The sequence below is a fragment of the Aquabacterium parvum genome, from assembly GCF_001447195.1.
Lineage (GTDB): Bacteria > Pseudomonadota > Gammaproteobacteria > Burkholderiales > Burkholderiaceae_C > Aquabacterium > Aquabacterium parvum.
Genome location: NZ_LFRI01000084.1, coordinates 55,214 through 78,295, shown reverse-complemented (window position 1 = coordinate 78,295; position 23,082 = coordinate 55,214). Strand labels below are relative to the sequence as shown.

The window sequence follows — 23,082 nt, the reverse complement described above, 5'->3', positions numbered from 1 at the left end:
TTGCCATCGGCTTGCCCGTTTTGCGCTCTTTTGCGCAAAGCTGAACAAGTGGTTGCTCCAGCGTGCTGTGGCACAGCCCAATGCTGCCCTGAGGCCGCCGCGATGCGGTCGGCAGTTCACATCGCAAAGATGGACATCCTTGAAACGCCGGATGCGATACGCATCCTTGAAGCCGCGCTCCTGTGCTCGCACCAGCCCATGTCGCTGCGCGAGATGCGGCAGCTTTTCGACGACACGGTCTCCGCCGATGGTGTGCTGGCCATGTTGGGGGGCATCCGTGAGCAATGGTCGGGGCGCGGGGTTGAATTGGTCGAGGTGGGAACCGGCTGGCGTTTTCAAACCCGCCCGGACGTCCAGGCTCACCTGGATCGCCTGACTCCCGAAAAACCGCCGAAGTACTCGCGGGCCACGCTCGAGACGCTGGCCATCGTTGCCTACAAGCAACCCGTGACCCGGGGCGACATCGAAGACATCCGTGGTGTGACGGTGAGCTCGCACATCGTCAAGCAACTCGAAGACCGAGGCTGGGTCGAGGTCATCGGGCATCGCGATGCGCCGGGGCGTCCCGCGCTGTTCGCGACCACCCGCCAGTTCCTGGACGACATGGGCCTGTCCTCCCTGGCTCAGTTGCCGACGCTGGACGGTCTGCCGGTCAGTCAGGCCCTGCTGCCCGGTCTGGACCCCGAGTCCGAGTCCGCCCCTGCCTCTGTGGAGGTCGCCGCCAGCGAGTTGGCGCCTCCTGACACCATCGAACCCTTTTCCCCCTCCCCATGACCACCGACTCCCTGCCCATGCCTGACGCACAAGACAGCGCACCCGCCTCTGAAGAGGCGGTCAAACCCAAACGTGCACGCCGCACCAAGGCTGCGGAGGTCGCTGAGGCGACCCCTGAGCAAGTCGCCGCAGCAGCGGTGCCTGTCGGTGATGCCGAGTCGCCCAAGCGCGCGCCTCGGCGTCGCAAGGCTGACGCAGAAGTGCCCGACACCGCTGAAGCGGCTCCGAGCGACCAGTTGGTGGCAAAGGAGCCGGCTGCTCCGGCGCGCAAACGCGCCCCTCGCCGCAAGGCGGTCGAGGAGGTTTCCGGAGTGCCAGCGGGTGAGTCGGCGCAGGACGCCTTGCCCCCCGAGGTGGCGTCGGAGTCTGCGCTTGTCTCGATCCGTGATGACGTGGCGGGCGACGCTCCGGTGGGCGTCTCGGGTTCCGACGAGGGTGGCGCCGAAGGGCGTGAAGACCGCGAGAGCCGCTCGGGTCGTGGTGATCGCCGCCGTCGCAACCGGGATCGCGATCGCGGCCCGCGCCTGGACGGTGGCATCCAGCAAGCTGGCGAGGGTGCTGATTCGGGTGAGGGTGAGGCGGCGCTTGCCGAAGGCGAAGACGACGGAACGGAATTGCGCCTGAATCGCCGCGCGGCCATGGCCGAGCAGCAGGCCAGCGAGGTGTTTGCAGAGTTGCTGTCGGGCGAATTCGACCAGGCGCACGAGGAAGAGGCGGAGGGCGTTGAAGCCGACCCGTCCGGTCCTTACAAACGCGTTCTGCGCCCAGAGCCGGATGCCCCCAAGCTCCAAAAGGTGTTGGCCCAGTCGGGGGTGGGTTCGCGCCGCGACATCGAAAAGATGATCGAAGAGGGGCGCATCGAGGTCAACGATCAAGTCGCTCACGTCGGTCAGCGTATTTCGCATGGCGACCGCGTCAAGGTGGCTGGCAAGCCGATCAAGGTGCGCATTGCGCCGCCAGCGGCCCGCATCCTGGCCTACCACAAACCGGTGGGCGAGGTCGTCACCCACGACGATCCACAAGGCCGCCCGACGGTGTTCCGTCGCCTGCCTCGCTTGCAAAACGGCAAGTGGATGTCGGTGGGCCGCCTGGACCTCAACACCGAAGGTCTTCTGCTGTTCACCAACTCGGGCGAGCTGGCCAACCAGCTCATGCACCCCCGCTTCGGCGTGGAGCGCGAGTACGCTGTGCGCGTGCTGGGCACCTTGGACGAGCCTTCGCGCGAGCGCCTGCTCACCGGGGTGGAGATCGAAGGTCAAGCGGCCTCTTTCGTGTCCATCAGCAAGAGCCAAGGTGAGGGCGTCAACCAGTGGTATCGAGTCGTCATCACCGAAGGGCGCAATCGCGAAGTTCGCAAGCTGTTCGACGCCGTTGGTTTGACCGTCAATCGCCTGATTCGCGTTCGATACGGTGCCATCGTGTTGCCGCATGGCTTGCGCCGTGGTGTTTGGGCTGAGCTTGGCGAGTCGGATGTGCGTGCCGTGAAGTCGCTTGCCGGCATGGACCGTCAAGATCAGGACCGCGGTGGCAACGGCAGGGGCAAGCCCCAGGGGCAGCAGGGTCAGGGTCAGCACAAGAGTCAGCAAGGCCAGCGTGGTGGGCAGCAAGGTGGCCAACATCAGCAGGGGCAGCAGGGCCAGCGTGGCGGCAAGCAAGGCCGTGGCAACGGGCAGCACGCCAACAACCAGGGTGGCCGTCCTCAGCAGGGGCAGGGCCCCCAAGGTGGTCATCAACAAGGGCAGCGCCCTCCGCGCAGTCACGGGGCCGACCGCGCGCCACAGGGGCCGCACGATCACGACGAAGACGATCATTTCGGGCCCATCCCCAACCCGCTGGAGCAGACCTTCGATCGCCGTTTTGTCAAGAGCGGCTCCAAGCGCATCACCTCCGGTTTTGGTCGCCCTGACCAGGATCAGGGTGGCCAGCAGGGCGGTGGCAAGCAGCAAAAGGGTCCGCGTCAGCCTGACCCCATGCAGACTTCCGTGGGCTACATCGGGGCCGATGCCTATTTCGGTGGTGGTCGCGGCAACCGGGGCGGTGGCGGCGGCGGTGGTCGTCGCGGTCGCCGTTGATCGCACACCCGCAGGTCGGGTGCGTGGATCATGGGCTGCGCGCCTGTGATTGACGCATTCGAGCAGTACAATCTAGGGTTTTGCCCTTATCAGTTGAACCTGGAGAAACCATGGCCATCGAACGCACCCTCTCGATCATCAAGCCCGACGCCGTTGCCAAGAATGTCATCGGCCAAATCATCGCCCGCTTCGAAGGCGCCGGCCTGAAGGTCGCCGCTGCCAAGCTGGTGCAACTGTCGCGCGCTGAAGCCGAGCAGTTCTACGCTGTCCACAAGGAGCGTCCTTTCTTCAAGGACCTGGTCGACTTCATGATCTCCGGCCCCGTGTTCGTGCAAGTGCTCGAAGGCGAAGGCGCCATCCTGAAGAACCGCGACCTGATGGGCGCCACCGACCCCAAGAAGGCTGCGGCTGGCACCATCCGCGCTGACTTCGCCGAGTCGATCGACGCCAACGCAGTGCACGGCTCCGACGCCGCCGAAACCGCCGCCGTCGAAGTCGCCTTCTTCTTCCCCGGCCTGAACGTCTACAGCCGCTGAGCGGTTGCAACGCCCGCCCGCTGTCCTGTCATCGAGTGGTTCCCATGACCGATCGTGTCAACCTGCTTGATTTCGACCTGGACGGCCTGGCGGCGTTCTGCGAACAACTGGGTGAAAAGCGCTTTCGCGCCACCCAGCTGTTCCGCTGGATCCATCAAAAAGGCGCATCCGATTTCGATCAGATGTCTGACCTCGCCAAGTCCCTGCGCGGCAAGTTGCAGGGCAAGGCCGTCATTGAAAGCCTGAGCGTCATCAGCGAGCACGTGTCGTCCGACGGCACCGTCAAGTGGCTCTTCGATGTCGGGCAGGGCAACGCGGTCGAAAGCGTCTTCATCCCGGAAGATGACCGTGGCACCTTGTGCGTGTCTTCCCAGGCCGGTTGCGCCGTGGGTTGTCGTTTCTGCTCGACCGGGCACCAGGGTTTCAGCCGCAACCTGAGCACGGGGGAAATCATTGCCCAGCTCTGGTTCGCGGAACACACGCTGCGCAAGCGCTTCAACACCACCGAACGTGTCATCAGCAACGTCGTCATGATGGGCATGGGCGAGCCGCTGCAAAACTACGCAGCGTTGGTTCCAGCCTTGAAGACCATGCTGGACGACCACGGCTATGGCCTGTCGCGTCGCCGTGTCACGGTCTCCACCTCGGGTGTGGTGCCGATGATCGAGCGCCTGCAGCGCGATTGCCCGGTGGCTCTGGCCGTTTCCTTGCACGCATCCAACGATGCCCTGCGCGATCAGCTTGTGCCGCTGAATCGCAAGTACCCCATTGATGAATTGCTGGCTGCCTGCAAAGGCTACCTGGCGGATGCGCCGCGCGATTTCATCACCTTTGAATACTGCATGCTCGACGGCGTCAACGACAGCGACGAGCACGCACGTGAACTGATCGCCCTGGTGCGCGATCGCTTGCATTGCAAGTTCAACCTGATCCCTTTCAACCCGTTCCCGGCGTCCGGGCTGCATCGTTCCAAAAACGAGCGTGTGCAGGCTTTTGCGCGCATCCTGGCCGATGCCGGCATCGTTACCACCGTCCGCAAAACCCGTGGTGACGACATCGATGCGGCGTGCGGCCAGCTGGCCGGCGAGGTGCAGGACCGCACGCGCGCAGAGCAGCGCATGTTGCGCCAGCCTGTCGTGGTGCATCCCGTTGCCGTGTCTTCGTCCCCCAACAAACCCCAGGGGCGATGAGCCGCGGCCAGCCTCGCTCGCGCCTAAACTGTGCGTCCTGAAGGAGACCGCTGCATGACGAAGACGAGTTCAGTGTGGAGGGCCAATGGCCTGTCCGCCTGTCTGCTGCTGATGAGCTTGCTGGGGCTGCATGGTTGCGCTGGCCAGATGCCCGCAGCGCCCCGCGATGGCCAGGACATCGTCACCGCATCCGATGAGGGCGATCTGCGTCGCCGTGCACGCATCCGACTGGAGCTGGCGTCCACCTACTACAGCCAGGGGCAGTTCACCACCGCCCTGGATGAGCTCAAGCAAGCCATCGCCATCGACCCGCGCCTGCCAGCCGCGCATGAGATGCGGGCTCTGATTTATGACGCGATGGGCGATGCCACCCGTGCCGATGAGAGCTTCCGTCAAGCCCTGGCCGTGGACCCGAACAACGGTAGCGTGCTTCACAACAACGCCTGGTCGCTGTGTCGTCGTGGGCAGTACCAGGCCGCGGATGCCTTGTTCGCGCGTGCGGCTGCGCTGCCGCAGTCCGGACTTGGCTCCAAGACCTTGCTGGCCCGCGGCGTCTGCCAGCAGCGCGCCGGCGACCTGAAGGCCGCCGAAATCACCTTGCTGCAGGCTTACGAGCTCGACCCGAGCAGCCCGGCAACGGCCTTCAACCTGGCGTCTGTGTTGCTGAAGGAAGGTGAACTCGATCGAGCACGCTTCTACATCCGCCGCGTCAACAACGTTCCCTCCCAGGTGACGGCGGAGTCACTTTGGTTGGCCGCGAGGGTGGAGCACCGCCTTGGCAACTTCAACGGTCGCGACGACCTGGCCGAGCAGTTGCGCCGCCGCTTCACCGGCACCCGCGAGGCCACGGCACTGGAACTGGGGCGATTCGATGAGTGAGAGCCCGTCGCCCTTTGGCTTGAGCGTTCCGGACGCCAGTGCACGCGCGCCGGGTGAGGTCTTGCGTGCTGCCCGCGAGGCTCAGGGCTTGAGCCTTGATCACTTGGCTGCAACGCTCAAAGTCACGCCGGCCAAATTGGCGGCTCTCGAGGAGGGGCGCCTCGACCAATTGCCGGATGCCAGCTTCGCGCGCGCACTGGCCCAGACGGTGTGCCGCGTCCTCAAAATCGATCCGACAGCGGTGCTGGCTGGGTTGCCGGCCGCCCGCGTGGCACCCTTGGCTGGAGACAAGCCTGCTCTGAATCAGCCGTTCAAGGAAACGCGACTGGCGCCCAAGATGTTCGAAGGTGGCGGTGCTGGAGGTTGGTCGCGCTTGCTGCGCCCACAATGGCTGGCGCCAATGCTGCTGCTGCTGGCGGCTGCGGTCATCTACTCGTTGCCCGAGTCGTTCGAGTGGCCCCGCTGGCAGGGTGCGAGCCATCCTGTCGGCGCCGACTCGCAGGCATCGGCCCCAGAGCAAACAGCGGATGGCGTCTTGTCCCAGCCGGCTGCGTCGGATGCCCTGGTGCTGGACCCTGCAGCGTCGGCTGCGCCTGCGGCTTCGCAAGCTTCGGCCGAGCAGCCCGCGAGCGAGGCATCTGCGGTCGGCATCGTGACGCCGGCCACAAGCTCATTGCCTGCGCTGGCGGCATCCGTTCCTGCGCAGGCCCAAACTTCGACCTCGATCGCTCAGCCAACGGTCTCCGCCACAGATGGCCCGGTGTACTTGTCCGTGACGGAAGACTCGTGGGTCGAGGTCATCGACGGCTCGGGCAACACGCGCCTGTCGCGCATTGTTCGCGCAGGTGAGTCGATGGCCATGGGCGGGGTGTCTCCCTGGCGCATGCGCATTGGCCATGCTGGAGGCGTGAAGGTTTCCATGCGTGGACAGCCGGTTGACCTGACACCTTTTACCCGCAATAACGTGGCCCGCCTTGAACTGAAATGACGCTGGCGAACTGCACCCTCATCGACGTGGCTCAACCGGCCGCGCGCCGCTCCCGCCAGGCCCGTGTGGTCTGGGGCTCTCGTGTGATCACCATCGGCGGTGACGCGCCTGTGCGCGTGCAGTCGATGACCAACACCGACACGGTCGATGTCATCGGCACGGCCATCCAGGTCAAGGAGTTGGCCCTGGCTGGCTCCGAACTGGTTCGCATCACCGTCAACAACGAAGAAGCCGCCAAGGCCGTGCCGCACATCCGCGAGCAGCTCGACCGCATGGGCATCGACGTGCCGCTGGTGGGCGATTTCCACTACAACGGCCACCGCCTGCTGACCGATCACCCGGCTTGCGCCGAGGCCTTGTCCAAGTACCGCATCAACCCAGGCAACGTGGGCAAGGGCGACAAGAAGGACCGCCAGTTCGCACAGATGATCGAAGCCGCCATGCGTTTCGACAAGCCCGTGCGAATCGGCGTGAACTGGGGCAGCCTCGACCAGGAGCTGCTGGCCTCGCTGATGGACGAAAACGCCCGCAGCGACGAACCGTGGGATGCCAAGCAGGTCATGTACCAGTCGCTGATCAGCTCTGCGCTGCAGTCGGCCAACCTGGCTGTCGAGCTGGGCATGAAGCCCGAGCAGGTCATCCTCTCGTGCAAGGTCAGCGGCGTGCAGGACCTCGTCAGCGTCTACCGCGGGCTGGCCGCGCGCTGCGACTTCCCGCTGCACCTGGGCCTGACCGAAGCCGGCATGGGTGCCAAGGGCACGGTGGCCTCGGCCGCGGCCCTGTCCATCCTGCTGCAAGAAGGCATCGGCGACACCATCCGCGTCTCGCTCACACCGCAGCCGGGTGAGGCCCGCACGCAGGAGGTGGTCGTCGCCTTGGAAATTTTGCAAGCGCTGGGCCTGCGCGCCTTCGTGCCCAGCGTCACCGCCTGCCCCGGCTGTGGTCGCACGACCAGCACCACTTTTCAGGAGCTGGCCAAGCAGATCGACGATCACCTGCGCGCGCAGATGCCGGTCTGGCGCAAGCAGTACCCAGGCGTCGAGAACCTCAAGGTGGCCGTCATGGGCTGCATCGTCAACGGCCCCGGTGAAAGCAAGCATGCCGACATCGGCATCAGCCTGCCCGGCAATGGCGAGTCGCCCGCCGCACCCGTCTTCATCGACGGTGAGAAGGCCATGACCCTGCGCGGTGACCGCATCGCGCAAGAGTTCCACGAGATCGTGCAGAACTACATCGAGCGCCGGTTCGGCCAGACCCATTCGGCCTGAACCCGCGATCCCCACAAGAACAACGACAAGAAGCATTTCCCAGACATGGCCGAACAGCTCAAAGCCATCAAAGGCATGAACGACATCCTGCCGCCGGAATCGGCGCGCTGGGAGTGGCTGGAAGACAAGGTGCGTCAGCTGATGCGCCGCTATGGCTTTCAGAACATGCGCACGCCCATCGTCGAGCCCACGGCCTTGTTCGTGCGCGGCCTGGGCGAGGTCACCGACATCGTCGAGAAGGAGATGTACTCCTTCGAAGACAGCCTCAACGGCGACAAGCTCACGCTGCGCCCCGAAGGCACGGCGGGCGCGGTGCGCGCCATCAACGAGCACAGCTTTTTGTACGAAGGCGGCAAGCGCCTGTACTACATCGGCCCCATGTTCCGCCACGAGCGCCCGCAAAAGGGTCGCTATCGCCAGTTCCACCAGGTGGGTGCCGAGGTGCTGGGTTTTGCCGGCCCCGATGTCGACGCCGAACTCATCTTGATGACGGCGGCCCTGTGGCGTGACCTGGGCCTGAAGGTGGGTGAAGACGTCACCCTGCAGCTCAACAGCCTGGGCCAGCCCGAAGAGCGCCAGGCTCATCGCCAGGCCCTGATCGCGCACCTCGAAGCCCACGCCGATTTGTTGGACGAGGAGGCCAAGCGCCGCCTGCACACCAACCCGCTGCGCATCCTCGACACCAAGAACCCGGCCATGCAGCCCGTGGTCGAAGCGGCCCCCAAGTTGATCGATTTCCTGGGTGACGCCTCGCTGGCGCACTTCAACTCGGTCAAGGCCGTGTTGGACGCGGCCGGCGTGCCCTACGAAGTCAACACGCGCCTGGTGCGCGGCATGGACTACTACAACCTGACGGTCTTCGAGTGGGTCACGACCCGCCTGGGCTCGCAAGGCACCGTCTGCGGCGGTGGCCGCTACGACGGCCTGATCGAGCAACTCGGCGGCAAGCCCAATCCAGCTGTGGGCTGGGGTTTGGGCATGGAGCGCCTGCTGCTGCTGCTCGAAGAGGTCGGCACGCTGCCGGCCCCAGCCACGCCTGACGCCTTCGCCGTCGTCTTCCCCGGCGTGCCCCTGGCCCCGGTGATGGTGGCTCTTGAAGGCCTGCGCACGGCCGGCGTCAGCGTTGTGCTCAACCCCGCGGGCAAAGAAGGCCCCGCCAGCCCCAAGTCGCAGTTCAAGAAGGCCGACGCCAGCGGCGCGCGCTTTGCCCTGGTGTTCGGCTCCGATGAGGTTGCCCGTGGCGAGGTGTCCGTCAAGCCACTGCGCGAAGGTGGTGAGCAGGTGCTGCGCCAGCTGGCCGCTGTGGCCGATTGGGCTGACACCTTGCAAGCCCGCTGAGCCGGTCATAATCCCGAGATTCCATCCGACGACACAACATGGCCACCTTCGACCTCGAACAGCAGGAACAACTTGACCAGGTCAAGCACTTCTGGAAGCAGTACGGCAACCTGATCACCTGGACTCTGGTGCTGGTGCTGGGCGCCTACGCGGCCTGGACCGGTTACCTGTACTGGCAGCAAAAGCGCTCGCAAGGCGCCACCGGCCTGTACGACGAACTCGACAAGGCTGCCGTGGAGCGCAATGCCGATCGCGTCCGCCAGGCCTTTGGAGACCTCAAGTCGCATTACGCTGGAACGACCGCGGCAGAGCAGGGCGCCTTGCTGGCAGCCAAGGTGGAGGCCGATGCGGGCAAGGCCGATGAAGCCCGCGCCACCCTGCAGTGGTTGGTTGATTCCGGCAAGAACGAAGGCCTGGTCGCCGTGGCTCGCTTGCGCCTGGCGGGCATGCAGCTCGACGCCAAGCAGTTCGACGATGCGCTCAAGACGCTTGGCGCCAAGGTGCCCGACGAGTACGCCGCCTTGGTGGCCGACCGGCGTGGCGACGTGTTCCTGGCGCAGGGCAAGAACAAGGAAGCCATCGAAGCCTTTCAGGTTGCCTGGAAGGGCTTGGAGCCGACGGTCGAGTACCGCCGATTCATCGAAGGCAAGCTGACCGTGCTGGGTGCTCCTCCGGAGCCCTTGAAAACGCCCGGTGCGCCTGCCTTGCCCACCGCTCCCGCTGCGCGCTGATCGCGACTCAGCGTTTCTTGCGAAGCCTCACTCATGGATCGCCGCAACGTGACCCTCCCCATCCGCCTTCTCAGTCATTTCGCCGCGCTGGCCCTGCTCGGCGCTTTGACGGCCTGTGGATCCAGCAAACCCGTGCCAGCCCCGCTGGAGTCTCTGGATGCTCAGTCCGCCTCGGCGCGTGCCACGATCGCCTGGTCCGCCCGCATTGGCGAGGTGGGGCCCACCGCCACGCTGGCGCTTGCCGGTGGGCGGGTGGCCGTTGCGAGCGCCGATGGCAACCTGGTGGTGCTCGATGCATCCAGCGGCCGCGAGGCCTGGCGGGCCCAGGTCAAGGGCAATGTCTCCGCTGCCGCCGGTTTTGACGGACGCTACGCTGCCGTCGTGACAGATGCCAACGAGCTTCAGGTTTTTGACCAAGGCAAGCTGCTCTGGCAAGAGCGGCAGCCCGGTCGGGTCATGACGGCCCCTGTGGTGGCGGGCGAGCGCGTGTTCCTGCAGGCGGTTGACCGCAGCGTGCGTGCATACGATGTGCTCGACGGCCGCTGGCTCTGGTCTTACCAACGGCCTGGCTCCGAGCCGCTCGCATTGGGCGCGCGCCTCCTGATCCAGCCGTTCCGTGACACCTTGCTGGTCGGGCAGGGCAATCGCCTGGTTGGCCTCGACCCGCTCAAAGGCACGCCCCGTTTCGACGTGAACGTGGGCACCCCGCGCGGCAGCAACGAAGTCGAACGCCTGGCCGACTTGGTGGGGCCCTTGGCCCGTGTCGATGACGAAGCCTGCGTGCGGGTCTTCCAGTTCTCAGTCGCCTGCCTCGAACTCAACCGCGGCAGCGTGCGCTGGAGCCGTCCGCAAGCTGGCACGCAAGGCGTTGCCGCTGACCTGCGCACCGTCGTGGGCGCAGATGGCGCCGATCGCTTGACCGCCTGGAAGGCCGACAACGGCGACTTCCTCTGGCGTGTCGATCGATTTGTCCACCGAGGGCTGGGCACGCCCGTCATCTGGGGCGAACGGATCGTCGTTGGCGATGCCAAGGACTACGTTCATTTTCTGTCCAAGGCCGATGGCCGCACCCTGGGTCGCATCGAGCTCGACAGCCCGCTGGCCGCTCCGCCGGTGGCCTCCGGTGACGTGCTGCTGGTGCTCACCCGCAAGGGCACGGTCTCGGCCTTGCGCATCAACTGACGCCGACGCTGATCGGCACCGCCCGGGCGCCCGGTATCTGGCGCCCGCTCAAGGAGCGCCGGCTGACCGCCGGCGTCTGACGTTCATGAAACCTGTCATTGCACTGGTCGGTCGTCCCAATGTCGGCAAGTCGACCCTGTTCAATCGACTGACCAAAAGCCGCGACGCCATCGTTGCCGATTTCGCCGGCCTCACCCGCGACCGCCATTACGGCGAAGGGCGCCTGGGCAGCCACGCCTTCATTGCCATCGACACCGGCGGCTTCGAGCCCGAATGCAAAGAAGGCATCTTCAAGGAGATGGCCAAGCAGACGCGCCAGGCTGTCACAGAGTCCGATGCCGTGATCTTCGTCGTCGACCTGCGCAACGGCCTGTCAGCCCAGGACCACGACATCGCCAACTACCTGCGCACCACCAACAAGAAGGTGCTGCTGGTGGCCAACAAGGCCGAGGGCATGCAGGACTCCCCCTTGCTGGCCGAGTTCTACGAACTGGGCCTGGGTGAGCCGATGGCCGTGTCAGCGGCGCACGGTCAGGGCATTCGCAGCCTGATCGAGTTGGCGCTGGAGGACTTCATCGATCCCGATGAAGACGAAGACGAAACCCCCGAAGAAGATCGCCCCATCCGCCTGGCCGTTGCCGGCCGCCCCAACGTGGGCAAGTCCACCCTGATCAACACATGGTTGGGCGAGGAGCGACTGGTGGCCTTCGACATGCCGGGCACCACCCGTGATGCCATCACCGTGCCTTTCGAGCGCGACGGTCGCCGGTTCGAGCTCATCGACACGGCTGGCCTGCGCCGCAAGGGCAAGGTTTTTGAGGCCATCGAAAAGTTTTCGGTGGTCAAGACCTTGCAAGCCATCTCGGACGCCAACGTCGTGCTGTTGCTGGTCGACGCCACGCAAGGCGTGACCGAGCAGGATGCCCACATCGCCGGCTTCATCCTGGAGTCGGGCCGCGCTGTGGTCATCGCCGTCAACAAGTGGGATGCGATCGACAGCTACCAGCGCGAGATGCTGCAGCGCTCCATCGAACACAGACTGTCGTTCCTGAAATTCGCGCCCGTCTACCACATCTCCGCCATCAAGCGCCAAGGCCTGGGGCCCCTGTGGAAGGCCATTGCCGATGCCTACGCCTCGGCCACGCGCAAAATGCCCACCCCGGTGCTCACCCGCCTGCTGGCCGAAGCCGTTCAGTTCCAGCAGCCCAAGCGTGCAGGCAGCTTCCGGCCCAAGTTGCGCTACGCCCACCAGGGCGGACAGAACCCGCCGGTCATCGTCATCCACGGCAACTCGCTGGAGCACGTCTCAGATGCCTACAAGCGCTTCCTGGAGAGCCGCTTCCGAGAGCACTTCAAGCTCAGCGGAACGCCTTTGCGCATCGAAATGAAATCTTCACAGAACCCCTTCAACGAGAAGGAGTGATGGGTTGGGGCGCGCGCTCGGCACGGACTGTGTTAAGGTAAGCCCTGATTCTTTTTATTTTCCAACACGGAGCATATCGTGAGCAACAAAGGGCAACTCCTACAAGACCCGTTTCTGAACCTGCTGCGCCGCGAGCACGTGCCGGTCTCCATCTATTTGGTGAACGGCATCAAGCTGCAGGGTCACATCGAATCGTTTGACCAGTACGTGGTCCTGCTTCGCAACACCGTCACCCAGATGGTCTACAAGCACGCGATCTCCACCGTTGTGCCTGGCCGCGCGGTGAACTTCCACGCCAACGAAGGCGAGGAAGGCTGAGCGGCGTTTGCTGCATCTGCCTGAATTTTCTTTCAGCGTCGAACTTGCCAGCGCCTGCCCCCGAAATCCCCGTCTCAGGCGATCCTCGTGTTGTCCTGGTCGGGGTGGACTTCGGTCCCTCACATCCTTTCGACCCCACGCTGGACGAGCTGGCTTTGCTTGCTGAGTCGGCTGGGGATGTCCCCGTCGCCAAAGTCACGGCCAAGCGCCGTGCACCCGATGCCGCTTTTTTTGTCGGCTCAGGCAAGGCCGACGAGATCAAGTCGATCGTCACCCTCTACCAGGCCCACGGCGTTATCTTTGATCAGGCGCTGTCGCCAGCCCAGCAGCGCAACCTTGAGCGCCACCTGGGTGTCGAGGTGCTTGACCGAACGGGCCTCATCCTTGAGATCTTTGGCGCACGAGCCCGCAGCCACGAAGGCAAGCTGCAAGTCGAGCTCGCTCGCCTGCAGTACCTCTCGACTCGTCTGGTGCGCCGCTGGAGTCACCTGGAGCGTCAGCGTGGCGGCGTGGGGCACCGTGGTGGCCCGGGCGAAACCCAGATCGAGCTCGACCGGCGCATGATCGACCAGAAGATCAAGTCGCTCAAAGAGCGATTGGCCAAGGTCAAGCGGCAGCGCAACACCCAGCGCCGATCGCGTGAACGCGCCGAAACCTTCCGCGTCTCGTTGGTGGGCTACACCAACGCCGGCAAGTCGACTTTGTTCAATGCATTGACCAAGGCCGGCACGTACGCGGCCGACCAGCTGTTCGCCACGCTGGACACCACCACCCGCCAGATGTTTCTGGCGCAGGCCCAGCGCAGCGTCACGCTCTCTGACACCGTTGGCTTCATCCGCGACCTGCCACACAGCCTGGTCGAGTCCTTCGAGGCCACGCTGCAGGAAGCCGCAGAGGCCGACGTGCTTTTGCACGTGGTGGACGCAGCCTCTCCCGTTTTGCACGAGCAGATCGACGAGGTGCTGCGTGTGCTGGACAGCATCGGGGCGGGTCAACTGCCTCAGGTCCTGGTGTTCAACAAGTGCGACGCCTTGCCAGAGCACCAGCAACCCCGTCATGCCCGCGACCTGTACGAATTGCCTGACGGCCGTCGATGCGAGCGCATTTTTGTCAGCGCCCTGAGGGGCCAGGGCCTGGACGTGTTGCGCGAGGTGCTCGCGCAAGCCGCCACCGGCAGCCTGTTTGGTGATTGCCGCACACTTCAAGCGTCCGATCCCCGATTCGACATGCACAATGCGCTCGACGAGGCGCCGCCATCGGGCGACGACCCTCTTTCCTCTCAATCTGTCCGAACATGAACATGCATGCCATCGATGAGGGCCAATCGCCCGCCAGTCGCTCCGGTTCTCCCGCTTCGGTCCGCCTGACGGTGGCAGCGGGCGCCGTGTTCGAATTCCTGGGTGGGGCAGGGCGCCGTGCGTCCTGGATCCTGCGTGGCCGTCCGGCGCCTTCCGTCATGTACAACAACCGCAACGACGGGCCTCCCGATCTCGATGAGCTCTGGCGCGACTTCAATCGCAAACTCAGCGGCCTGTTCTCCGGGCAGGGCGGTGGCGGAGACAACCAAGGCAACGGCTCGGGCGGCGGCTTCACGCCGGACCCCACCGGTGCTGGCATCGGGGCTGGCTTGATCGTCGGGCTGGTTGCCCTGGTCTGGTTGGGCAGTGGGTTTTTCATCGTGCAGGAAGGCCAGCAGGCTGCGGTGATGTCGTTTGGCCGCTTCAGCCACACGGTGGATGCCGGCTTTCAGTGGCGTGCGCCGTACCCATTCCAGAGCCATGAAATCGTCAACCTGACGCAGTTGCGTTCGATCGACGTGGGCAGCAACTCCGTCATGCAGGCCACTGGCTTGCGTGATTCGTCGATGCTCACGCGCGATGAGAACATCGTCGACATCCGCTTCACGGTGCAGTACCGCCTGGCCGACGCCCGTCAGTACTTGTTCGAGAACCGCAGTCCCGACGAGGCTGTCCTCCAAGCGGCCGAGTCCGCGGTGCGCGAGATCGTCGGCAACAGCACGATGGACTCGGTGCTCTACGAACAACGTGATGCCATCGCAACCGACCTCGTCAAGTCCATTCAGGCGCAGCTCAACAAGCTCAAGGCAGGTGTCGTGGTGGCCAACGTCAACGTGCAGAGCGTGCAGGCGCCTGAACAGGTGCAAGCCGCCTTCGACGATGCCTTCAAGGCCGGCGCAGACCGCGAGCGCCTGAAGAACGAAGGCCAGGCCTACGCCAACGACGTGATCCCCAAAGCCCAGGGCACGGCCGCGCGCCTGCGTGAAGAAGCCGCCGGCTATTCCGCTCGCGTCGTGGCTCAGGCCGAGGGTGATGCGCAGCGTTTCAAGGCTGTGCTGGCCGAGTACCAGAAAGCGCCAGCCGTCACACGTGACCGGCTCTACATCGACACCATGCAGCAGGTCTACAGCAACGTGACCAAAGTCATGGTTGATTCGCGCCAGGGCTCCAACCTCCTGTATCTGCCGCTCGACAAGCTGATCCAGTCGACCGCACCAGGAGCCGCCCCCGTGGGTTCGCTGGCACCTGCCGGCGCTGCGAGCCAGCCCACCGATGCGCCCGCCCCCCTGGCCAGTGGCAACGCCACCCCGGACCCGCGCTCTCGCGATGGCGGCCGCAGCCGCGACCGCGACGGCCGCTGACCCGCACACGCCCTACATCAGGAACCAGACATGAATCGCATCGGCTCCATCCTCATCGGCGTCCTGCTCGTCATCATCCTGGCCGCGTCCACGTTGTTCGTGGTCGATCAGCGTCAGTTCGCCGTCGTCTATGCCCTTGGTGAAATCAAGGAAGTCATCAGTGAACCCGGCCTCAAGGCCAAACTGCCGGCTCCTTTGCAGAACGTGGTCTTCCTTGACCGCCGCGTTCAGACCCTCGACAGCCCCGAGTCGCGTCCCATCTTCACCGCTGAAAAGAAGAGCCTGGTCATTGACTGGCTGGTGAAGTGGCGCGTCACCGACCCCAAGCAGTTCATTCGCAACAACGGCGTCGACATCCGCAACCTCGAGAACAAGCTCGCGCCTGTTGTTCAGGCCGCGCTCAACGAAGAAGTGACCAAGCGCACCGTCGGTGCCGTGTTGTCTGCAGAGCGCGAGAAGGTCATGCAGGGTGTGGTCAAGCGCCTGGCCGATGAAGCCCGCAGCTTCGGCATCGAGGTGGTGGACGTGCGCATCAAGCGCGTCGACTTCTCGGCTCAGATCACCGACTCGGTCTACCGCCGCATGGAGTCCGAACGCAAGCGCGTGGCCAACGAGCTGCGCTCGACCGGTGGTGCTGAAGGCGAAAAGATCCGTGCCGATGCCGATCGCCAGCGAGAAATCATCGTGGCCGAGGCTTACCGTGATGCGCAGAAGATCAAGGGCGAGGGCGACGCCAAAGCTTCGGCCTTGTATGCCGAGTCTTTTGGTCGCGACCCTCAGTTCGCCCAGTTCTACCGCAGCCTTGAGGCCTATCGCGCCACCTTCCGCAGCAAGTCGGACGTGGTGGTGATGGATCCGAGCAGCGACTTCTTCCGCGCGATGCGTGGAGCAGGTGCTGCGTCGGCGCCGGCCCGCAAGTGATCCGCGCCAGGCGCTAGCGTCGCTGTGCCAGCGTCTGAGGCCATCTGGATGGCGGTGGCCCTCGTGCTGGTGTTCGAGGGGCTGCTGCCAGCGATCAATCCCAGCTCCTGGCGGCACCTGTTCGAGCAGATGCTGCAACTGCCGGATCATCAGATCCGAGTCTTCGGTTTGGCCAGCATGGTGGCCGGGCTCGTGATCTTGTGGGTGCTTTGAGCCCGGAATTGTCGAATCTGCCGTGATCACCCGGTAGAATCTCCGTTTTAATCCCCACCCGTTTTCTTATGTCGTCTGCTTGGCTGTTGCCAGAGCACATTGCTGACGTCTTGCCTGCTCAGGCGCGACGCTTGGAAGAGTTGCGACGCGTCTGGCTTGACGTGGCGCGCGGCTACGGCTTCGAGCTGGTCATGCCGCCGCTGCTCGAACACCTCGATTCGCTGCTGTCTGGCACGGGGCATGCCCTGGACCTGCGCACCTTCAAGCTGGTGGATCAGCTCTCGGGCCGCTCACTGGGTGTGCGGGCCGACGCAACGCCTCAGGTCGCTCGGATCGACGCGCACCTGCTCAATCGCCAAGGTGTGACCCGCCTTTGCTACTGCGGGCCGGTTTTGCATGCCCGTGCGGCCAGCCCGCACGCCAGTCGCGAACCGCTCCAGCTGGGTGCCGAAATCTACGGGCATGCTGGCCTTGAAGCCGATCTGGAGGCCGCCGAGCTGGCGCTCGATGGCTTGCAGTCGGCGGGCCTGTCCGGCCTCGTCATGGATCTGGCAGATGTGCGCCTTGTCGATGGCGTGCTGGCTGGCTTGGGCGTGGCAGACCTGCCCGCAGCCGAGCGCGATGCCCTGATTGCTGCCTTGTCCAGCAAGGATGTCGGCACGCTGCGTCAGCTGGCTCGCCAAGGTCGGCTGGCCACATCCAGCCAGGCCGAAGCTGTGTTGGTCGCGTTCACGCGCCTGTACGGCGATGAATCCGTGCTCGCTCGCGCTCGCGAGGTGCTGCCAGCACATGCCCTGGTCACCTCGGCTCTGGACGACCTCGCCTGGCTGGCGGAGCACCTGCGTGCCGTGCGTCCCGAGGTCCAGGTCGGCTTTGATCTGTCCGACCTCAGCGGCTACTCGTACTACAGCGGCACCCGTTTTGCGGTCTATGGCATGGCTCACCCCGATGCCCTGGTCCGCGGCGGGCGCTACGATGAGGTCGGTGCCGTTTTTGGTCGTCGCCGGCCTGCCGTGGGCTTCAGCCTTGACCTCAAGGTCCTGGGCGATGTCCTGGCCGGTCGCCAGACCGCTACCACGCGCATGGCCATCCGCGCGCCCTGGGGCCAGGCCCCGGCGTTGCGTCAGGCCGTTCGCGACCTGCGCGGGCAGGGGCACACCGTGGTGTGTGTGCTGCCCGGACACGAACACGATGTCCAGGAATTCGAGTGCGACCGTGAACTGGCGCTCGTCGATGGACGTTGGCTGGTGCGCCCTCTCTGAGGCGCCCAATCCCTCCCGATACAGGAATCCGCCATGCAAAGCCCCACCGCGTCGGCACGCGCCGAATCCGCTCCCGCCCGCAACGTCGTCGTCGTCGGCACCCAGTGGGGTGACGAGGGCAAAGGCAAGGTCGTCGATTGGCTGACCGATCATGCTGCCGCCGTCGTGCGCTTTCAGGGTGGTCACAACGCCGGCCACACCCTGGTCATCAACGGCAAGAAGACCGCTCTGCAACTGATCCCCTCCGGCATCATGCGCGAGGGCGTGGCCTGCTACATCGGCAATGGTGTGGTGGTGGATCCGACCCACCTGCTGTCCGAGATCGAGCGCCTGGAAGCCGCTGGCCTGAACGTGCGCTCGCGCCTGTTCATCAGCGAATCCTGCCCGCTGATCCTGCCTTTCCACGTCGAGGTCGACAAGGCGCGCGAGGCGCTGCGTGAGACCAGCGGCTCCGGCAAGATTGGCACCACCGGCAAGGGCATCGGCCCGGCTTACGAAGACAAGGTGGCTCGCCGTGCCCTGCGCGTTCAGGACCTCAAACACCCTGATCGTTTCGCCAAGAAGCTGACGGAGTTGCTGGAGCTGCACAACTTCGCACTGACTGGCTACCTCAAAGGCGGAGCGCTGGAATTTCAGCCGATCTTCGACCAGGCCATGAAGGCGGCCGAGCAAATCCTGCCCATGCTGGCAGACGTTGGCGTGAAGATCCATGGGCACACCCTGGCGGGTGGTTCGGTGCTGTTCGAAGGTGCACAAGGCACGCTGCTGGACATCGACCATGGCACCTACCCCTATGTGACCTCGTCGAATTGTGTGGCCGGCAACGCCGCAGCAGGTTCAGGCGTGGGTCCCGACAAGCTGCACTACATCCTGGGCATCACCAAGGCTTACACCACGCGCGTGGGCAGTGGCCCATTCCCGACTGAACTCGATTGGGAGGCCCCGGGCACGGTTGGCTACCACCTGTCCACCGTGGGGCAGGAGCGCGGCACGGTCACTGGCCGGGCACGTCGTTGCGGTTGGCTCGATGCGGCCGCCCTCAAGCGCTCGGTGCTGATCAATGGCATCTCTGGCATCTGCCTGACCAAGCTCGACGTGCTCGATGGCCTGTCGGAAATCAAGGTCTGCACCGGCTACAGGCTGCGTGGCGAAACCATCGACATCCTGCCCCTGGATGCCGACGACATCGTGGCCTGCGAGCCCATCTACGAAACCTTTCCTGGCTGGGAGGGCACGACCTTTGGCCTGACCACCTGGGAACAGTTGCCGGCCAATGCCCGCGCCTACCTGGAATGCGTGCAGAAGCTCATCGGCGCGCCCATCGACATGGTCTCGACCGGCCCTGATCGTGATCACACCATCTTGCTGCGCCACCCTTACAAGGGCTGAGCTCGGCTGTTCTGAAGCAGAGGAATCACATGCTCACCGACGATGGCAAGCACCTGTACGTGTCCTGGGATGAATACCATCACCTGATCGAGAAGCTCGCCCTTCAGGTTCACGACTCGGGTTGGGAGTTCGATCAGATCCTGTGTCTGGCCCGTGGTGGCATGCGACCAGGCGACGTTCTCTCGCGCGTGTTTGACAAGCCTTTGGGCATCATGTCGACCAGCTCCTACCGTGCCGAAGGCGGCACTTTGCAGGGGCGCCTGGACATGGCTCAGTACATCACCATGCCCAAGGGGCAGCTGGCCGGTCGCGTGTTGCTGGTCGATGACCTGGCCGACTCGGGGGTGACCTTGCGCGCCGTGGTCGATCGCCTGCGTGCGATGCCGGCCATCGAGGAGTTGCGCAGCGCGGTGATCTGGGTCAAGGGCGTGTCCTCATACACCCCCGAGTACTACGTTGACACCTTGCCCACCAGCCCCTGGATCCACCAGCCCTTTGAGGCATACGACTCGATGCGGCCTGAGGCCATTCGCAAGCGCCATCAAGGTTGATGATGTGCTGACAGTCAGAAGGGCGCTCAGGCGCCCTTTTTCACGCGTCGACGCATCTCGAGTTTGTTCGCGCAGTCGTTGGTGTGGTGCTGGCGCCCAAGCCGTGCACGGGACAGGTGGCGCGCATCGCCAGGTTTTCTGAGCCTTTTGAAGGCGATCGCGTGCGCTTGAGCAATGAAAAAGCCGCTTGACCTTTCGATCAAGCGGCTCTTCAATTGGTGCCCAGGAGAGGACTCGAACCTCCACGGAGTTACCCGCTAGTACCTGAAACTAGTGCGTCTACCAATTCCGCCACCTGGGCAGGTACTTGTTTGACTTGCTGCACTGCCTTGTTTGAAAGGCCCTGCAACGAATCAAGAACGCTAGTCTAGCATGTCTTTGAAAGCCAAGTCCAGCGCTGTGTCGTTTCGTGCACAGATTGATGGGGTGGCGCGTTTTGTCGCCTGCTTGCGACACCCATCGGCGAGGGCCCAATGGTGTAACGTGTGGGCATGCCCGGAACCTGTGGTGGAGTCTGTTCAGTTGGTCGTTGCGACGGCCAGGGCGATGGTCGCCGCGACCCATCACGGCAAGAAAAAAGCCGCTTGATCATCGACCAAGCGGCTTTTCATTTGGTGCCCAGGAGAGGACTCGAACCTCCACGGAGTTACCCGCTAGTACCTGAAACTAGTGCGTCTACCAATTCCGCCACCTGGGCAGGTACTTGTTTGCTGTTTGCTTCATTTCCGCAGGGCATGCGCAACCGCTTTCGCAGTCGCTGCAGGCATCCAAGAAATTTGTTTTGCAAATCAGCGAAGAATTCGATTCTAGCATCAAAATCTCAAGCATGACAACACCCCCCGCCCAATTTGTGAGCCTGATGAGTGAAATCGTCGGAGCCGTTCAGGGACATCGAGATGGCCACGGCTTTGTCGTCAGCGACGACGGCGAGTCCAGTGTCTACCTTCCGCCGCAAGAGATGCGTTCGGTTTTGCACCGCGATCGCGTGAAGGTGAGGGTGGTCCGCCTCGATCGGAAGGGGCGTCCCGAAGGTTTGGTGCTCGAGATTGTCGAGCGTCGCAAAACACCGATCATTGGCAGGTTGCTCAACGAGGGTGGGGCTTGGCTGGTCGCGCCGGAGGACAGGCGCTTTGGTCAGGACATCCTCATTCCGGCCAAGGCCACCGCAGGCGCAGAGGCCGGACAAGTGGTTTCTGTGGAGTTGACCGAGGTGCCATCGCTCACTGCTCAACCCGTCGGTCGGGTTGTCGAGGTGTTGGGCGGCATCGATGACCCGGGCATGGAGATCGAGATCGCGGTGCGAAAGTACGAGGTGCCGCACCGCTTCCGCGATGACGTGCTGGCGCAGGCCGCCAAGTTGCCCGAGAAGGTGAGGGCGGCCGACAAGAAGGGGCGCATCGACCTGACCGATGTGCCCCTGGTGACCATTGACGGCGAAGACGCGCGTGACTTCGATGACGCGGTCTATTGCGAGCCTGCTGTGATCGGTCGCGGCAAGACCCCGAACGCCTGGCGCTTGATCGTGGCCATCGCCGACGTCAGTCACTACGTCAAGCCCGACGAGCCTCTGGACCGGGACGCGTATGAGCGAGCGACCTCGGTCTACTTTCCTCGGCGCGTCATCCCGATGCTGCCGGAGAAGCTCTCCAATGGCTTGTGCTCGCTCAACCCCGAGGTCGAGCGACTGTCGATGGTTTGCGACATGCTGGTCACAGCCGAAGGTGTGTTGCATGCCTACCAGTTCTTCCCGGCGGTCATCAATTCGCATGCCCGCCTGACCTACACCGAAGTGGCGACCATCCTGGGCAACACGCGCGGCCCCGAAGCTCAGCGCCGCGCTGCGCTGGTGCCACATTTGCTGCACTTGCACGAGGTGTACCGCGCTTTGTTGAAGGCTCGTTCCAGCCGTGGTGCCGTGGATTTCGAGACCACCGAAACCCAGATCGTTTGTGACGAGAACGGGCGCATCGCGCGCATCGTCCCGCGTGTGCGCACCGATGCCCATCGGCTCATCGAGGAGTGCATGCTGGCGGCCAACGTCTGCTCGGCCGACTTCATCATGCGTGGCAAGCACCCATCGCTTTACCGGGTGCACGAGGGGCCCACGCCCGAGAAGCGCAGCACCTTGCGCAACTACTTGAAGGCGCTGGGCCTGGGGTTGGGCATTGGTGAAGAGCCCACGCCAGGAGAGTTCCAGGCCATCGCGCAGGCCACGAAGGAGCGGCCCGACGCCATGCAGATCCACACGATGCTGCTGCGCTCGATGCAGCAGGCCATCTACACGCCCACCAACAGCGGGCACTTCGGCTTGGCGTACGAGGCTTACACGCACTTCACCAGCCCGATTCGCCGTTATCCGGACCTGCTTGTGCATCGCGTCATCAAGGCCTTGCTTGGCAGCGCTCGTTACAAGCTGATCCTGCCGCCTGTGGTGTCGTCCACGGGCAATTTCAAGCGCAAGCCAGGTGGCAAGTCGGAGGCCTCGAAGGGGTTGCCCAAGGCGCCTGTCAAGGTTGCTGCGCGCATCAAGTTGCCCCCAGCCGAGGCGGCAGCCTGGGAGACGGCGGGCATCCATTGCAGCGCCAACGAGCGCCGGGCGGATGAGGCTTCGCGCGACGTCGAGGCGTGGCTGAAGTGCATGTTCATGCGTGAGCGCCTGGGTGAGGAATATGGCGGCACGGTCAGTGCGGCAACGACGTTCGGGCTGTTTGTGCAACTTGACGGCCTGTATGTTGAAGGCTTGATCCACATCACCGAGCTCGGTGGCGAGTACTACCGGTTTGACGAAGCCCGTCAGGAGTTGCGCGGTGAGCGCAGTGGTGTTCGCTACGGCGTTGGCACCCGGGTGCGCGTGCAGGTCAGCCGTGTCGACCTGGACAGCCGCAAGATCGATTTCCGCATGGTGAGGGAGGGGGCGGAGTCCCCGCGCCCTTCGTCCGGCGGACGTCGGCGAGGTCGGGGCGACGAGCGCGCGGGTGCGAGGGCGGCCGCTGTCGACTGGGAAAGCGACACTCCGGCTCAAGATGAGTTGTCCGTGGTGCGCGAACGCGATCGAGATGCTCGGCGTGGTGCACGCGCAGCGGGCAAGGGCGCTGGCAAAAGCGGTCAACGATCTTCCGAGGCATCGCCGCCGGCCGTCTCTGGCAAAGGGCAGGGGCGCGCGTCGTCCGCTGGCAGCGGTGGTGCGGGCGCAGGTCGCACCAAAGCTGCGGGCAAGAAGGCCGCTCGGGCCAAGGGTGGCAAGCGCTGATGCATGCAGCGCATTTCATGCTAGAATCCCAGAGTTTTCCCGAAACGCCATGAGCTGATCGGCCTGTGCTTGAGTGCAAGCCGGTTTTGAGCGTGGTGTTGGTTGGCAAACCGCCTTGAAAAAGGCGCAGCAACCGGC

General features: G+C 64.3%; 21 protein-coding genes and 2 tRNA genes. 21 read left to right on the top strand and 2 right to left on the bottom strand.

All coding sequences use genetic code 11. From position 1 onward, the window contains the following. The first annotated feature begins 129 nt into the window (after nt 1-129). The 19 genes from scpB to ABG80_RS02390 all read left to right on the top strand — a co-directional run bounded on the left by scpB (nt 130) and on the right by ABG80_RS02390 (nt 19,694). The gene (gene scpB / locus ABG80_RS02475; protein WP_058086192.1) at nt 130-774 is read left to right on the top strand and encodes an SMC-Scp complex subunit ScpB; all 645 of its coding nucleotides are present in this window, start codon (nt 130-132) and stop codon (nt 772-774) included. Further along, entirely contained in the window at nt 771-2,846 is a 2,076-nt protein-coding gene (gene rluB / locus ABG80_RS02470) for a 23S rRNA pseudouridine(2605) synthase RluB (RefSeq protein ID WP_058086191.1), read from the top strand. The genes scpB and rluB overlap by 4 nt, the downstream gene beginning before the upstream one ends. Nucleotides 2,847-2,956: 110 nt before the next feature. Then, nucleotides 2,957-3,382 (top strand): nucleoside-diphosphate kinase, encoded by a 426-nt coding sequence (gene ndk, locus ABG80_RS02465; RefSeq protein WP_058086190.1) that lies wholly within the window; start codon nt 2,957-2,959, stop codon nt 3,380-3,382. 44 nt (nt 3,383-3,426) lie between these two features. After that, nucleotides 3,427-4,572 carry a 23S rRNA (adenine(2503)-C(2))-methyltransferase RlmN gene (gene rlmN, locus ABG80_RS02460; protein ID WP_058086189.1) on the top strand — a complete coding sequence of 382 codons (1,146 nt, stop codon included), beginning with the start codon at nt 3,427-3,429 and terminating at the stop codon, nt 4,570-4,572. 54 nt (nt 4,573-4,626) lie between these two features. Continuing rightward, nucleotides 4,627-5,451, top strand: coding sequence for a type IV pilus biogenesis/stability protein PilW (gene pilW / locus ABG80_RS02455; RefSeq protein WP_083505738.1), 825 nt, complete (start codon nt 4,627-4,629; stop codon nt 5,449-5,451). Beyond that, on the top strand, nt 5,444-6,439 hold the full coding sequence (locus ABG80_RS02450) for a helix-turn-helix domain-containing protein (protein ID WP_058086187.1): 996 nt from the start codon (nt 5,444-5,446) through the stop codon (nt 6,437-6,439). Before pilW ends, ABG80_RS02450 begins: the two co-directional genes overlap by 8 nt. Continuing rightward, nucleotides 6,436-7,707 (top strand): flavodoxin-dependent (E)-4-hydroxy-3-methylbut-2-enyl-diphosphate synthase, encoded by a 1,272-nt coding sequence (ispG, locus tag ABG80_RS02445; protein WP_200964241.1) that lies wholly within the window; start codon nt 6,436-6,438, stop codon nt 7,705-7,707. Before ABG80_RS02450 ends, ispG begins: the two co-directional genes overlap by 4 nt. 45 nt (nt 7,708-7,752) lie before the next feature. Then, on the top strand, nt 7,753-9,045 hold the full coding sequence (gene hisS / locus ABG80_RS02440) for a histidine--tRNA ligase (protein ID WP_058086186.1): 1,293 nt from the start codon (nt 7,753-7,755) through the stop codon (nt 9,043-9,045). 38 nt (nt 9,046-9,083) lie between these two features. After that, complete coding sequence (locus tag ABG80_RS02435) at nt 9,084-9,776, top strand: YfgM family protein (RefSeq protein ID WP_058086185.1); 693 nt, start codon at nt 9,084-9,086, stop codon at nt 9,774-9,776. Nucleotides 9,777-9,809: 33 nt separating this feature from the next. Then, on the top strand, nt 9,810-10,958 hold the full coding sequence (locus tag ABG80_RS02430) for a PQQ-binding-like beta-propeller repeat protein (protein WP_058086184.1): 1,149 nt from the start codon (nt 9,810-9,812) through the stop codon (nt 10,956-10,958). Nucleotides 10,959-11,043: 85 nt separating this feature from the next. Continuing rightward, entirely contained in the window at nt 11,044-12,381 is a 1,338-nt protein-coding gene (gene der, locus ABG80_RS02425) for a ribosome biogenesis GTPase Der (RefSeq protein ID WP_058086183.1), read from the top strand. A gap of 78 nt (nt 12,382-12,459) precedes the next feature. Continuing rightward, entirely contained in the window at nt 12,460-12,699 is a 240-nt protein-coding gene (gene hfq / locus ABG80_RS02420) for an RNA chaperone Hfq (RefSeq protein ID WP_058086182.1), read from the top strand. A gap of 44 nt (nt 12,700-12,743) precedes the next feature. Next, nucleotides 12,744-13,997, top strand: a complete 1,254-nt coding sequence (gene hflX, locus ABG80_RS02415) for a GTPase HflX (protein ID WP_083505737.1) — start codon at nt 12,744-12,746, stop codon at nt 13,995-13,997. A 158-nt stretch (nt 13,998-14,155) separates the two neighbouring features. Next, nucleotides 14,156-15,358, top strand: coding sequence for an FtsH protease activity modulator HflK (hflK, locus tag ABG80_RS02410; RefSeq protein ID WP_058086263.1), 1,203 nt, complete (start codon nt 14,156-14,158; stop codon nt 15,356-15,358). Between the two features lie 30 nt (nt 15,359-15,388). Further along, the gene (hflC, locus tag ABG80_RS02405; RefSeq protein ID WP_058086181.1) at nt 15,389-16,279 is read left to right on the top strand and encodes a protease modulator HflC; all 891 of its coding nucleotides are present in this window, start codon (nt 15,389-15,391) and stop codon (nt 16,277-16,279) included. A gap of 48 nt (nt 16,280-16,327) precedes the next feature. Then, nucleotides 16,328-16,492, top strand: a complete 165-nt coding sequence (locus tag ABG80_RS21120; RefSeq protein WP_083505735.1) for a DUF2065 domain-containing protein — start codon at nt 16,328-16,330, stop codon at nt 16,490-16,492. 68 nt (nt 16,493-16,560) lie between these two features. Continuing rightward, the gene (locus tag ABG80_RS02400; RefSeq protein WP_058086180.1) at nt 16,561-17,754 is read left to right on the top strand and encodes an ATP phosphoribosyltransferase regulatory subunit; all 1,194 of its coding nucleotides are present in this window, start codon (nt 16,561-16,563) and stop codon (nt 17,752-17,754) included. Between the two features lie 33 nt (nt 17,755-17,787). Continuing rightward, on the top strand, nt 17,788-19,143 hold the full coding sequence (locus ABG80_RS02395; RefSeq protein ID WP_058086179.1) for an adenylosuccinate synthase: 1,356 nt from the start codon (nt 17,788-17,790) through the stop codon (nt 19,141-19,143). Nucleotides 19,144-19,172: 29 nt separating this feature from the next. Further along, on the top strand, nt 19,173-19,694 hold the full coding sequence (locus ABG80_RS02390) for a phosphoribosyltransferase (protein WP_058086178.1): 522 nt from the start codon (nt 19,173-19,175) through the stop codon (nt 19,692-19,694). A 216-nt stretch (nt 19,695-19,910) separates the two neighbouring features. On the opposite strand, the gene ABG80_RS02385 is transcribed toward ABG80_RS02390, so the two are convergent. Next, nucleotides 19,911-19,995, bottom strand: a tRNA-Leu gene (locus ABG80_RS02385). A gap of 71 nt (nt 19,996-20,066) precedes the next feature. Here ABG80_RS02385 and ABG80_RS22375 point away from each other — a divergent pair. Further along, on the top strand, nt 20,067-20,282 hold the full coding sequence (locus ABG80_RS22375; protein ID WP_160322415.1) for a hypothetical protein: 216 nt from the start codon (nt 20,067-20,069) through the stop codon (nt 20,280-20,282). 24 nt (nt 20,283-20,306) lie between these two features. Here ABG80_RS22375 and ABG80_RS02380 read toward each other — a convergent pair. Then, a tRNA-Leu gene (locus ABG80_RS02380) sits at nt 20,307-20,391 on the bottom strand. Between the two features lie 162 nt (nt 20,392-20,553). On the opposite strand from ABG80_RS02380, the gene rnr reads away from it, so the two are divergent. Beyond that, on the top strand, nt 20,554-22,944 hold the full coding sequence (gene rnr / locus ABG80_RS02375; RefSeq protein ID WP_083505755.1) for a ribonuclease R: 2,391 nt from the start codon (nt 20,554-20,556) through the stop codon (nt 22,942-22,944). The last annotated feature ends 138 nt before the right edge of the window (nt 22,945-23,082 follow it).